Below are 13,892 nucleotides of genomic sequence, written 5' to 3' on the forward strand. Positions count from 1 at the left end.
GGGTTAATAAAATAGATTAAAAAATAAAATTACCATTATTGGTGACGATTTCAATATTTGGTTAAAGCAAAAATTACCTGCGGGCATTTAAACCTGCAAGTAATCTTATCTTATAATTATTTTTTGGCAAACTGCTCCAGCGCTGAGTTGAATTTATCCATCTCTTCCACAAAAAGTGCGTGTCCGCTGTTCTCAAATTTCACGATGTATGAGTTTTTTAAGCCTTTATGCAATTGCTCAGCCAGGGTAAAATCAATCAGTTGATCTTTTGTACCCTGAAATATGGCTACAGGGATGGTTATATTCTTAAGCACCGGACGCAAATCCAGATCGCCAAGGGCACTAATTGATTCAGTAACTACATATGGACTTGCAGATAAGTTGATATTTTCAAGCCATTGCTCTGTATTTTTTTGAAGTGTGGTACCTTTGGCCGCAAATGCTGCACCTAATCCACCTATCAGCTCTTCCCTGTTGGTCAGGGTTTGTTTGATCAGTCCGGCAGCACCTTCCTCAGATATTCCGTAGCTGTAATCTGCACGTTGTTTCCATGATGGAGCAGCTGCCGCAAATAGTGCCAGTTTGCTCACATGTGCAGATTTATACTTGTTTACATAATGAATGGTAACGGCACCACCCATAGAAAAGCCACCCAGTACAGCATTTTCTATTTTTAAGGTATGGAGAACGGCATAAATGTCATCAGAAAAAACATCGAAATTATACTTTCCATAAGGTTTATCAGATTTACCGAAACCACGTAGTGTAATGCCGATTACCCTGAAACCTTTCCTTACCAGGTACTGATATTGATATTGGTACATTTCATCGCTAAGTGGCCATCCGTGGATCAATACAATGGGTTGGCCTTCACCAAGATCGGTTACGTGAAGTTTTACACCTGGCTCAACTTCGATATATTCCGCCCTTCCGGCTGAAGCTGGGACTCTTTTGCTTTGTGAAAAAGCGAATTGGTTTGTTAATAAAGTGATGATCACACTTGCGGTTAAGATTAGATTTTTCATTGTTATTTTTTAAAATTAATGTTTGAAATATTTGTTGTTTGTTGACCATACAAAGATGGGGAGAACGCCAGGCCCAGGGAATGGATAAACAGACAACAATCTTGTACATTTTTCCCTCAAAGGATATTTATGATACTTATTCTAATCCATTACCAACGAATGATTGGATTTTTACCCTATCCCACCTATCATACTTAATAATACCAAAGCAAATATCCCGGGAACATTTAGTTAAAGTAATTACGGAAATGCCAATTGCATAGGGATAAATTTTACGCGATCTGAATCGTAATACCGTACTTGTAGGAAACTATAGTATACCTGAATTTTGTATAAAAATATATACAATGGAAAGGGAATTTAATTTCAACAACGAACTATCTGGCAAGATTGCCATGGTAACAGGTGGAACCAAAGGCGCCGGAAAAGCAATTGCCGAAAGGTTACTGGCAGCCGGGGCACAAGTAATCATTACTGCAAGAAACCTGCCTGAAGAGCCCAATGAAAAGCTGTATTTTATTTCGGCAGACCTGAGCAAGTCTGCTGGAACAGCAAAAGTAGTAACAGCGGTATTATCGAAATTTGGCAGGCTCGATATCCTGATCAATAGCCTTGGTGGTTCAGAAACGCCGGCGGGTGGTTTTGCTAATTTAACCGATGAACATTGGGAAGAAACATTGCAAACCAATCTTTTGGCGCCAGTAAGATTAGACAGGGCATTTTTGCCGCAAATGATCAGACAAAAAACAGGTGTGGTAATCCATATCGCATCTATTCAAGGTAAACTTCCATTATATGAAAGCACACTACCCTATGCGGCAGCGAAGGCCGGACTGATCAATTACAGCAAAGGACTTTCTAACGAAGTTGCTCCAAAAGGAATTCGGGTTTTAACGGTTTCACCGGGCTGGATCATGACAGACAGCTCAAAGAGAATGATGGAACGCATATCGCAAACCAAAGCAATTTCGATAGAACAGGCCACACAAAGTGTAATGGATGCACTTGGCGGCATTCCATACGGCCGACCTGCCATGCCAGAAGATGTTGCAGAAATGGTTGGGTTTCTTGTTTCGCCAAGGGCAAGTTACCTTACCGGAACCGAATTTGTAATTGATGGAGGTACCATACCCACCATTTAAAATTATAACAATACCAGCCTGGGTTGCATTTGGAATGAGTTTAAAATACTGACCGAAATCAACCTGGGCATAATTTAGCTAGCACTCACTCAGAAAAAATCAGGCTAACTGCGGATATCCTTTCAGAATCACACGCTTCAAACTGTCCTGATATTCATCTCCCCAATTTCCAATAGCAGCGATCACCGGGATCAAGGTTTTGCCAAAAGCAGTAAGCGAATACTCTACCTTTGGTGGCATCACCGGATAGATTGTTCTGATAACCAATTCATGGTCCTCGAGTTCCTTTAACTGAATATTGATTACCCTTCGACTTGCATCTGGTATTTTACGTTGCAGCTCGCTCGGGCGCAAATACCCCTCATTGATAAACCACAATAACCGAATTTTCCATTTGCCATAAAGCACCTCTCCAACTAAATCAAGGCCACAGTTTAAATTGGGAAAAGTTTTTTTCTCGTACATCTAACAAAGATACATGCAGGCCATTAATGAAACAATACGGATAAATTTTTCCCTATCCGAATCGTAATGCCCTACTTGTGCATCACGCCAGTACCACCGAAATTTGTACAACAATAAGTTAAATCTAAAAACAAATATCATGAACTTACCAAATTTTATAACAGACCTAATCGAAGCGCAAAACAGCCATGATGCTGTAGCTTATTCATCACTTTTTTCAGAAAATGCCGAAGTATTCGACGAAGGGAAGAACCATATTGGAAGGGCAGCAATTCAAAAATGGATTGAAAATTCGAACCAACAATATCAAGCTACTTTAAAACCGGTTAGTTATAAGGAAGATGAAAAGGGTTCGGTATTTACAGGTGAGATTTCGGGAACATTTCCAGGTAGCCCGGTCATTCTTAACTTTAACCTCGTTCTTCAACAGGGTTTAATTCAATCGCTTAAAATTACCGGCTAACGCTAAACATCCAGAGCCTGTAAAATTCTAGCAATGCTGCAATATTAGCTTTACATATTTTGCAGCATTGCTATTGTTGTTTTTAATGACAAGCTATTTCAGGATAAGACAGAAAAAGCTTTACTGTAACAACAGTACCGCGGGTTATTTTATCCCTTTAAAACGCTGTCATTGATGTTTGATTTTATGCAATTAATTATCCCTCAACATGATGCACCAATTAATTTTTCAATAATCTAATTGGCGGTTTGCAGCAACCGGGAATTAATTAATAATTTTCTTTGTGGTTTAAAATATTGTTTCTAAATTGCTGATGCGAATTACTAATTAACATCATCATTCACTTAAACACAGAGCTAAAATCAATTAAATTTCTTTAACAATATTCCTGGTCGAGTGGTAGCCCCACATTTTCAATTTCTCTGTGAAGAGTTATTTGGTAGTTCGCAGCGACCAGGATACTTTATTTTACGGTTATGCGAACTACCAAAAGTAAAAACCAAAACACACAGCTCCCTGCTCAGGTTGCAGCTGAATCAGCCAACATGAATGTATTACCTGCCATTTGCGGGGTAAAGGCTACCTTACATCATATTGATGGTAATGTTTCTGAAATCATGATGACATTGCCACGCTACACCGGTTGGGCAGAATTTTTAGAAGATGGACAAAATTCCATAAGGGAATATGTATACCAGCTCACCAGGCACTGGATTCAGATTACCCATTTCTTTATAGAAACCGGAACCATTACCACCAATGGAACCATAGCTTCTTGTTTTTTACCACGCAGGTTCGATATCCCTTTAGGCAAATTTTATAAACCGATGGCACCCGGTGACTGGGTATCGGCCAATCAGCATCCGCACCATCCAAAATATAACCAAAAAGGATCGAGTAAAAATTTATCAACATTAATCGCTATTGCAGGCACTAGAAATGATGTTGTTTATCATCAAATAGAGCCTAATACTGTGCTTTGCGGTATTCCATTCGAAAGTAAATCAGCCTATTTTGAAAAAGGAGATACGCCTATTGGGTATTTTCTAAAGAACGGAACCGAATATATGGTAATTTACAGTTATAGTGTTGATGAAAGAGGAAGTTTTGAGTGAGGTAAAATGAAATTGATAATTTAAATTTAAGCCCTTGCGGATTGTGAGGGCTTTATATTGCTCATATAGCCTATATTGAGTGTTCGACGATAAAAAAATTAAGTCTTGTAAAAGAACGCGCTACCTTGACAAGATTATCTTAGATCAGAAAAGCTGGCATATTTAAAAACTATTTGCTAAAGCTCAACTACGTTTTAATTTTCTAAAAAGGAATAGGAACATTCCATATAAATCCCAAGGTAGAAGAAAATTTGTGCAAAAAAACTCAGTCAACTTGAGAAGTGATATTAATGGGAAGTCTGAATAGTTAAAAAACTGCAGTTATCTATATAAATTAAAATGTGAGAAATCCACGATGAATCATCCTTGATGGTTTACTAGTGCGCTACATCTTCGAAGTATAGGAAGTCAATGTTAAAGACTTTCTGAACTACACCGTCAAAACGATATTACAAAATGTAAACAACATATATGAGTTTTCGTCTTTACAAATAAAATCTAAATAGGCCTTGTCGATTTCTACGCCAGTCCTTCTCTTCAAGTTTCCAAGTTGACTTCTAAAAGAAGATACGATTGTCCTTAATTGTTCTAAGTTATTAGTTAAAATAATTTCTGGGTGGTCTGGTAAATATTGTTCATGAAATTCAGTTTGCAGTCCGTTATAATAAAGACTTAAATAACTGTTGTACCGAACTTGGATATTAAACACATCTATCCAAGTTTGAACTTGATCACTTTCACCCAAGGCATTGTGGGATATAGCTAAATTGAAATACCCATAGGGATATTTACTTTTTTCTTCATCAGGCAGAGAAGAAACGGGATTAAAATTTGCCACCTTGACATCGATTCCTGCATTGTCGTCGTAGGGATAAAACGACCTGCGGCGTAGACCGGTTGTTTTATTATATAGAACGTCTGCCACCCCTTTAACACCTGTTTGATTGCATTTACCACACATCGGTACTAGATTTGAAAAATTCACAGAATATATTGGGTATTTCGCTTTGTACAACCAGTGATCATAATCATCCTTAGATTCTCCTTCGAGCAATGAGTATTCATGAAGGCCACAGAATGGGCAGACTCTGCCGCTGTTGTTCGTGTTCTTGAAGGTTTGATAATGGTCTAAAAGAGTTGTTTTTAACTGACTCTGAATTGTTTTATTTGTGCTTAATGCCACCCCATAAAAATGATCTTTCAAAATATTTAGTGCACTATGCAATTCATTTGAATATAGCTCTGTTAAAATAACAGGGAGCTGTGTATCTGTACATATTGATCTTATATCCAAGCCGACCTTAAATTCATCAAACAAATCAATTCTTCTTTGCATTGAAAGTCCTTGAATAGCGTCGAAAACAATCCTAAATTTGTCGTCGAAACTTAAATTTCCGTCTTTGGCCTGAGACAATGCTAATACTTCTTTAAACCAATCGGGGAATAATGCATGAGAATATACTCCATTTGGTATAGATCTTTCCAAGAAGAGGTACATTACTTGGTTTACCCTCTCTATTGGATGTGAAGTATATTTTAACGCATATATCATTTTTCTAACCCTTTGTCGATAATTATTTTATTCAACTTTTGCACTATCATATTTTTTTCAAAAGAGTCTCCAAATTTGGATAAAGATTCGTTCAATTCATTAACATTTTCCGATCTGAGATCTTGCAACATTTCATTCCAAGATAAGTCAGCAATCTGTCTATTTTTTCCAAAAAACTCATTCATTAACTTAATTATGGAGGTACCATAGGTATTAATATTGACTTCCTTAGGCCCAGACCTATTTTCTCTTACAAACCATTTAACATTGTCTTGCTTACAATCAGATACGATAAATGGCGAATGCGTAGTAATTAAAATATCTCTTAAAGAACTTCTATCTATTTTAAAACATGATTTTAAAGTACTTACAAATTTAGAGCGCCAATCGGGGTTGAAATGAGTCTCTGGTTCGTCGAGCAAAAACAATGCATTAGATTCTCTTAGAAGCAAACAGATACCCATCGTATGAAGAAACTGATGTTCTCCATCGGACAATGATTTAGTCAGTAAAGTTTTTTCAGCGCCCCTTTTGTAGACTGTAAAATCTTTGATCCTAAATACGCGTTTGTGCGAAGGGAGGACAGGTACAGTTTCATTTACATACAAACTATTAGAGTTATAAATGTCATTTTTGGTTTGGTAAGGAACATCGTATAAATTTAAAGTATGCAACACTTGAAATGTTCTAAAAAGATCTAAAGGTGATGCAAATTCATTTTTAAAAGCTGTCTTTAGTGATTCATCTACCCAAAAGTCCAAAACGAGATTCTCTTCATCTTCATGGTGAATTGTGCAACATTTTATTAATCTATCAATTGCTGGCCTAACTAGCGTACTCAATTCCACTTGCGATTTAAACTTGTCAGCCTGGTCCTCAGTAGAAAAAGTTTCAATTACTTCATTCTTATATTTTTGGTAAACATGTTTTTGTAAAATTATTCTGGCTTGTTCGATGCCCAAAATACCTATTCCATTGATCGGATCCGTGAATGGCTTAAGATATTTTTTATCCTGCATTAAAAAATTCGCGAGTAAAATGGTTTGTGAATATTGATTATCAACGTAAATCATTCGTCCCTCAGGCCTTTGATAATCATAACGTTTAGTCAAGATATCAGAATATTCATCAAAGTGAATAAATCTCATCTTAAAGAAAGGAAGGCTTAGCACCTCATTTTCACCAGAGGAGTATCCAATAATTATTTCAGGCAAAATTTGTTTTGCAAGTATTCGATCTGGATATCGATCAATGCCTTTGTAAAACTCATAATTTACTATTTCCAGCAATGGACGTTCTCCGATAACTTTTGTAACTCTTATTTGAGCATAGTTTTTACTTTGCCAATTTAAATCTTCGACTCCTATCCTATCCTTATTTCTGTTCCAATTGACGGGTATTAAATATTCCAGTTCAAAAGCGTCAGGCGAGCATTGTGTCGCATCAAATCCCTTAATACTTTTTGGGGTCTTTTCAAATCCCCTTGGCTTATAATTAAGGTAAATACATTCAATGTGATAGAATATATTAGATATTGCTTCTAGAACGTTGGATTTACCACTTCCATTTCGACCTACAAAGCAATATGGGTTAAAATCTGCAGGATTTCTATTTGTGTTTACATTAAAAAAATCAATCTCAAAATCTTTTTTGATACCTCGAAAGTCGCTACAAAGCTTAAGTCGTATTAATTTCATTGATGATCTGATAAGATAATATGTAAACCCACTCCCTTAACTTCAATTAATTCCAAATCTTCAGAATGTCCAATCGTCAAGACACTCTCTGTATAATATATCTGCTTTAAAAACGGTTTTTTTCCCTTTAACATTTCAAAAACAAGATTTACTAGGACATCATAAGAATGCTCAATCTGCTCCTTTAACAAAAATTTATGTAACGTTTCGGCTCGAAAAGCTAATCGGAATTTCAATTTAATTAAATACTTTAGATAATCTATGTCAAGGGGGATTTTGCCGGTTAAATGTTTTTCATATTTCAGTAACTGAATCTTATTATTTATATGTTGACTATCAGATGATGGCTCTATCGTTGGAACATTGCTAGTAATATGTTTACTTAGACTTTTAATCGCAGCTAGTGAAAGTTCTGGTCTGTCTTCGAAGGCAGAATATGAAACAATTGAACTTTTCTTCAATTCAATTTTTTCCAGATTAAGTTCGCCATTGAATGCTCTTTCAGCCAGGGCATTAGTTAGTTCCTTTAGTTCATTTAGATATTCTTTTGATTTTAGCTTTAACTCTTGAACGACAGAAACAAAAGATTGAAATCTGTTTTGCTCGTCGATTGATGGAAGTGGTATCTCAAAATTATTAATCTGCGAAAAGTTAAAAGCCTGACGTGTTCCACCAACGTTTCTACTGAGTATCTTTTGTTGATAGTTGCTCTGACCAATGCAATAACTTAAATAAACAGGATTTACTTCTGAAATAATAGGTCGAATTATGCAAACATGTTGATTAACATTGGCAACGTCATCTTCCAGTTGATACCAAGCTACCCTGCCAATTGAAGCTCCAGTAATGGTTAAGAGTACATCTCCATATTTGACCCAAGAATTCTTCATTTTCTTGTGCGTCTGTTCAGTCAAATATAATGCAGAGTCGAAATCTATTTCAAACATCCTAATATTCTGACTTCTAAGAAAACAATTTCTTCCCTCTTGAAGATAGACTTCCTTTCCACCTCTGGGCGTTGTACCACTTCCAATTTTTGATGTGATAACAGACAATGGTTTAGTAATAAAGTTTCTATCATTTAAAGCTGTATCACCGAACATTTTCCAGAATTGAGCTTGTATAAGCTCATCAAAGCTATCGATCGATTTAATCCGTTTTTTAATAAGATCTTCACTCTTTTCCAGCATAACTGCTGTCCTCACCTGATCATCGAAGATCGGAAGCCGAAACTTAATTTTGTTTAAATTTTTCCGTGATATTCTAGTCCGAGTAGTCCCATTAGTGTATTCCTTTAACAAGTGTCGGAAATAGGGACTATTCAGCTTATATTTTAGCCAATCGTTATAAACCGAGGGATTGTTAGGTCGAATTATTGCGACATCTACCACTGTAACACATGGATATTCAAACCCAGGAAAAACACATGATCTGCCTATTGGATCAGGCATACGAGCAATGAGAATATCACCTTTCCGTAAAAAAGTACATTTCAATTCGTTTGCTTTTTCAAATGATAAATAGCGATCAGATTTATCAATAAACACTCCGTCTCCAATATCACCTAATTGTATCAACCTTACCTCTCCATTAGGATCTTGATCTTTACTTTCTATCCAATCTCCATCGTTAAATAGACCGCCTGTCTTGATTAACTCGCTTATGCTATACTCCTTGTCTGGCATACTAATGTAAAAGATTTTCTAGTTGCTTGATTCCCGTCTTCAATTCCTTTTCTAGCTTAGAAATTTTAATTAGAATATTTTTGGGATCGCCATAGCTTATTGGCTCATAAACATCAGATTTATATCTATTAATACTGAGATCAAAATCCTTATCAACGATCTCTTTTTTACTTACAAGGAAGTGCTTAGAGGCCCTATCACTTTGACTAGAGTTACTTCTAACTTGATATTTTTCAATAATATCATGCAAGTCGCTGTTGACTATTTTAGTCCTTTTATCGTCAAATGAGTAGCCATCAGACTGCATTTCATAAAACCAAACATTGTCTGTTATTGCCGCTTTTTTAAAAATTAAAATTGCTGTGGCAACTCCTGCGTAAGGTTTAAAGACTCCACTGGGCATAGCTATCACTGCTTCGAGCTTACACTTTTCTATCATGATTTCTCTTGTCTTTTTGAACGCTATGCCGGAACCAAATAACACACCTTGGGGAATAATAATTCCAGCTGTGCCACCATCTTTTAACATATTATAAATACGTTCAATAAATAATAGTTCCGTTTTAGTAGTTCCCAAAGTTAAATTGGGGTTTAAATCCCCTTTATCAATACTACCAGTAAATGGGGGATTTGCCAATACGATATCGAAAGCACTGTCTTCATTATATGACTTGGAAAGGGTGTCACGATTTTCTAAATGCGGTACTGTGATTCCATGCATCATTAAGTTCATCAATCCAATTCTGACCATTGAAGGATCAATATCGTATCCGTAAAAGGTCTCTTTTTCTAATTTCGATATTGAATTTTCTTCAGTTAGTTTATCTGCGACAGTCGCTCTTTTAAATCCATCATCGTCGATCTCAACTTTAGTCGAAAATTTCGTCAAAATGTATTGATAAGCTCCAAGTAAAAACCCCCCGGTACCACATGCAGGATCGGCAATCTTATCTCCTAATTTCGGCTCAACTAAATCACATATTAGCTTAATTATGTGTCGAGGGGTTCGGAACTGTCCCATTTTACCAGCCGTAGCAATTTCAGACAATAGATATTCGTAAACATCACCTTGAGTATCCTGAAAAGTTTGTCTTCCTTTAAGTCCAGTTTCAATTTCGACGTAGAGATCTTCGATAATATCTACTGCATCTTTTAGTAAAGAAGACTTCGGCATGATAAACACCGCGTTTTGCATGGATTTTACAAAGGGGCTATTTTCCCCATTTAAATTTTTAATAAACGGGAACACATTATGTTCGACATGTGAAAGCATAACGTCTGCAGTCAATGTTCTAAAATGACTCCATCGTAGTTCCGACCGACTACGTAACTTCGCTTTGGTCTTTGTACCATAGGGTTGATACATACCCTCAAATATAGATATGTAAGGAGACTTTCTCTTTACAGAGTTGGTTGTCATATTTGTATCCATCTCATCAATACGCTTCATGAAAAGGAGATAGGTTATTTGTTCAATAGCGGTCAATGGATTTACAATACCTCCACCCCAAAATTTAGACCATAGCCGATCTATATGTGACTTTAAGTTATTCGTTAACATGACTTTATTTTTTGGTGTATACTATTATGAATATTGTTTTTTTTATAACAGACGTTTTCTATTTTTCAGACACATAGCTGAACTAAAATAAATATTCAATAATCTATAAAATTAGTATTTAATGATTTCATTCAAGTATAATATAATGTTTTTTTCACTTTCATCATCGAAGAGGCTGAACATCAGTAACGCTAAATATCGAATTTATTCAAGGTTAGCCTAGGATTTTCTCATTTCTCAATTGCTAGTTCATTTAAAAAATCCATATAACAATGCAAAATCATTAGTACAAAAAATAGAGCCACAGACTTTGAAGCAATTGACAATTTAAAAATTAAAAAGTTGATAAGTTTAGTAAACAAACGTCAACATGAAGAATTATAAAAAACGAATAGCTAACAATAAACATGTTAGCTATTTAAAATGTACCCAAGAGGAGATTCGAACTCCCACACCCATACAGGCGCCAGCCCCTCAAGCTGGTGCGTCTACCAATTTCGCCACCTGGGTTTGAAGAATTGCAAATATATAAATTAACCATCTTGCGCTGCAACATTCATAAAATATTTTTTGAACTGAAATTCCGGAAAGCAAATCTTAACATGGTAAACCATATAAAGTAACACCAAATCAATTACAAAAAGTAACACGACTTACTATAGTAAATCGTATAAGACAGCTATAGCAAAGTAATTGTTTAGACGGACTTTCGTCGCACTTAAGTCGGGGTTTCGTCGGACTTATGACAATTGTGCCCGAATGAAAGCCGACGTAAATCAGAAGCAAACACAACTTATTAGTTTATCAATCAGCAATTTACTATATTGTATAACATAAATTAATGCAATCATGGGAAAAATAGAAAACGGAATTAACGGTGGCTTCACCGGGACGGTGGGCGCCGTGACTGGTTATTACCTGAACGGGAAATGGGTCATCAGGAGCAAACGGAGAAAGTCTATCAAAAACAAAACCGGTAGTGCTGATCAAAAGACCTGCAGATCCCGTTTTACCATGATGCAGACCTTTTTAAGCCCTATTGTGGGTTTTATCCGGATTGGTTTTAACCTGGAGTCGAAAAAACGCATGATGACCGCCCATAATGTTGCAAAATCCTATAACATGCTGAATGCCCAAAATGCCGCCGGCGAAATCGACTATGCCGCTGTACGTTTAAGCTTTGGAAACCTCACCGGTGCGGAGGGGGTTAAGCTGGAACACGACGATGCGGGTGTACATTTCAGCTGGACGGATAATTCTAACGGCGATTACACCAGGAAACATGACCAGGTGATGTTAATGGTTTATGATGTGGACAACAAAACGGCCATCTACGAAACAGGTGGTGCCAGGCGGTCAAAAGAAAGGGAAAGCCTGGAAATTCCGTCCTTTTATAAAGGAAAGGCATTTCACACCTGGATGGCTTTCATTGCAGACGACAGAATGGGGATATCTGCGAGTACGTATTGCGGCAGTTTCGTTTTTTGATCACAAAAGAATGAAGCTTTTACGTTAAATAACACTAACATTCGAAACTAAGCCCGTCGTAAGCCAGCCTGATGTTCGACGGCAAGTCTTTTTCTACATCGGCATGTTTACCCAGATTATGACTGATGTGTGTAAGATAAGTGGTTTCTGCACCTACCCTTTCCGCAAAGGCAATGGCCTCACCTAAAGTAAAATGAGAAATATGCGGTTCTTTCTGTAAAGCATTAAGCACCAATACTTTTGTTCCCTTTATTTTCTCAAAACTTGCTTCCGATACGGTTTTGGCATCTGTGATATACGTAAAATCGCCAATTCTGTACCCTGTAATGGGCAATAAATGGTGCATCACTTCAAACGGAATAATGGTACTTTCGCCAATTTTAAAATCTTCGCCATTGGTTACGGTGTGCAGATTAATCTGCGGCAAGCCATGGTATTTGGTTTCGGCAAAAATGTAATAGAACTCTCTTTTTAAAGCCGCTTGAACCCTGTCTGTCGCATAAACATCAATTACCTTATGCAGCAGATAATTAAAGGGCCTGATATCATCTAAACCCGCAATATGATCTTTATGTTCGTGGGTAAACAATACCGCATCAAGATCTTTCACCTTTTCGCGTAAAAGCTGGTAACGGAAATCAGGTCCACTATCTACCACAATAGTTTTGTCAGCTGTTTCAATTAATATTGAAGTCCGTAAGCGGTTATCTCTTTTATCAGCAGATAAACAAACTTCGCAATTACAAGCAATTACAGGAACGCCTTGTGATGTACCGGTACCTAAAAAAGTAACTTTCATCTGCTTAAACTTTCCTTTCTATAATTGTAATGCTGGAATTGTATCTTCATTAAAATAATTCGGTTTGCTGTAAGGATAGGTAGAATTGGCGCTGTTTTTCTTCTAACAGGTTTTCATCTGTATTGGTTTGCTTAACCAAAGTTACCAACGCAGCAATTTTTCCTTCCAGATTTGAAAATTTGTTTACCACAACAACCTTATTGTGCTCGAGCAGGCAAGAACCGGTTTTAAAGTTCCCTTTCTCGTAACGAACTTTATAGCCCATAGCAAAAAGCAGGGTTTCTAATTTCTCTAAGGTATGGTTTGTTAGTGGCAATGACATTGGAACAAACTTAGATAAATCTGCGCAGCATTCATAAACACATGATGAAAAATTTATCAACCAATATGTTCATTTCTAAAACATTTGGAAAATCAGGGCTCTGGATCAATCGGTTGCGAATTCCTGCTATCTGCTTTACTTATACTGAACAATGTCCTATCGCGTAAGACCTTATTGTTAGCCTGGATTTGTTTTTTAGCACGTATTACCAAGGCGATCGTCATGCTGAACTTGTTTTATTAGCTGTTTTTATTGTTTTAAAGGTCTAATAGCTACTTCGTGGTCAGCATCTTTCCTGCTGTTAATTTGCCTTGATTACTTAACAAATAATAATTTTAGAGCAATGTTATTTCCGCTCTCTGCCGCGGGGCATGGTACTTTGGAGCGCCAAAGTACCCAAAGCGCTTTGTCAATCCAGCAATGAGCCTTTTGCACAATCCCACCCACATCAAAAAAACAGCGGCACTTCGTTTTGTGTTCAATGTTTTTTAACCTTTAAATCATTTCTTATGAACACAAAACCACTGCGTTTCAGGTTTGTTAGTGCCAATTTACCTGAACTGCACCTGTTTTTTTGA

The 13,892-nt window shown here is 36.7% G+C and carries 12 protein-coding genes and 1 tRNA gene; 4 read left to right on the forward strand and 9 right to left on the reverse strand.

Features of this window, described 5'->3' with window-relative positions; genetic code table 11:
- Positions 1-116: 116 nt before the first annotated feature.
- Positions 117-1,025: an alpha/beta fold hydrolase gene (locus tag LQ201_RS01490; protein WP_230144015.1), complete on the reverse strand. Its 909-nt coding sequence runs from the start codon at positions 1,023-1,025 to the stop codon at positions 117-119.
- A gap of 347 nt (positions 1,026-1,372) precedes the next feature.
- On the opposite strand from LQ201_RS01490, the gene LQ201_RS01495 reads away from it, so the two are divergent.
- Positions 1,373-2,167: an SDR family oxidoreductase gene (locus LQ201_RS01495; protein ID WP_230144014.1), complete on the forward strand. Its 795-nt coding sequence runs from the start codon at positions 1,373-1,375 to the stop codon at positions 2,165-2,167.
- Between the two features lie 99 nt (positions 2,168-2,266).
- On the opposite strand, the gene LQ201_RS01500 is transcribed toward LQ201_RS01495, so the two are convergent.
- A complete protein-coding gene (locus LQ201_RS01500; RefSeq protein ID WP_230144013.1) occupies positions 2,267-2,632 on the reverse strand; it encodes a helix-turn-helix domain-containing protein in 366 nt (121 codons plus the stop codon).
- A gap of 139 nt (positions 2,633-2,771) precedes the next feature.
- Here LQ201_RS01500 and LQ201_RS01505 point away from each other — a divergent pair, with 139 nt between their 5' ends.
- Positions 2,772-3,095, forward strand: a complete 324-nt coding sequence (locus tag LQ201_RS01505) for a nuclear transport factor 2 family protein (protein WP_230144012.1) — start codon at positions 2,772-2,774, stop codon at positions 3,093-3,095.
- A gap of 476 nt (positions 3,096-3,571) precedes the next feature.
- Positions 3,572-4,210 (forward strand): hypothetical protein, encoded by a 639-nt coding sequence (locus LQ201_RS01510; protein ID WP_230144010.1) that lies wholly within the window; start codon positions 3,572-3,574, stop codon positions 4,208-4,210.
- A 430-nt stretch (positions 4,211-4,640) separates the two neighbouring features.
- On the opposite strand, the gene LQ201_RS01515 is transcribed toward LQ201_RS01510, so the two are convergent.
- The 5 genes from LQ201_RS01515 to LQ201_RS01535 form a co-directional block, all read right to left on the reverse strand.
- Positions 4,641-5,696: a hypothetical protein gene (locus LQ201_RS01515; protein ID WP_230144009.1), complete on the reverse strand. Its 1,056-nt coding sequence runs from the start codon at positions 5,694-5,696 to the stop codon at positions 4,641-4,643.
- Positions 5,697-5,758: 62 nt separating this feature from the next.
- Positions 5,759-7,459: a restriction system-associated AAA family ATPase gene (locus tag LQ201_RS01520; RefSeq protein WP_230144007.1), complete on the reverse strand. Its 1,701-nt coding sequence runs from the start codon at positions 7,457-7,459 to the stop codon at positions 5,759-5,761.
- Positions 7,456-9,144, reverse strand: a complete 1,689-nt coding sequence (locus LQ201_RS01525; protein ID WP_230144006.1) for a restriction endonuclease subunit S — start codon at positions 9,142-9,144, stop codon at positions 7,456-7,458. Before LQ201_RS01525 ends, LQ201_RS01520 begins: the two co-directional genes overlap by 4 nt.
- A gap of 1 nt (position 9,145) precedes the next feature.
- Entirely contained in the window at positions 9,146-10,705 is a 1,560-nt protein-coding gene (locus tag LQ201_RS01530; protein ID WP_230144004.1) for a type I restriction-modification system subunit M, read from the reverse strand.
- 426 nt (positions 10,706-11,131) lie between these two features.
- Positions 11,132-11,215 (reverse strand) — tRNA-Leu (locus LQ201_RS01535).
- Positions 11,216-11,554: 339 nt separating this feature from the next.
- Here LQ201_RS01535 and LQ201_RS01540 point away from each other — a divergent pair.
- Positions 11,555-12,193: a DUF6266 family protein gene (locus tag LQ201_RS01540; protein ID WP_230144002.1), complete on the forward strand. Its 639-nt coding sequence runs from the start codon at positions 11,555-11,557 to the stop codon at positions 12,191-12,193.
- A gap of 34 nt (positions 12,194-12,227) precedes the next feature.
- On the opposite strand, the gene LQ201_RS01545 is transcribed toward LQ201_RS01540, so the two are convergent.
- Both LQ201_RS01545 and LQ201_RS01550 read right to left on the reverse strand, forming a co-directional pair.
- Complete coding sequence (locus LQ201_RS01545) at positions 12,228-12,992, reverse strand: MBL fold metallo-hydrolase (RefSeq protein WP_230144000.1); 765 nt, start codon at positions 12,990-12,992, stop codon at positions 12,228-12,230.
- Positions 12,993-13,041: 49 nt separating this feature from the next.
- Positions 13,042-13,314: a hypothetical protein gene (locus LQ201_RS01550; RefSeq protein ID WP_057933024.1), complete on the reverse strand. Its 273-nt coding sequence runs from the start codon at positions 13,312-13,314 to the stop codon at positions 13,042-13,044.
- Positions 13,315-13,892 lie beyond the last annotated feature (578 nt).

This window comes from Pedobacter sp. Bi126 (assembly GCF_918698245.1).
GTDB lineage: Bacteria > Bacteroidota > Bacteroidia > Sphingobacteriales > Sphingobacteriaceae > Pedobacter.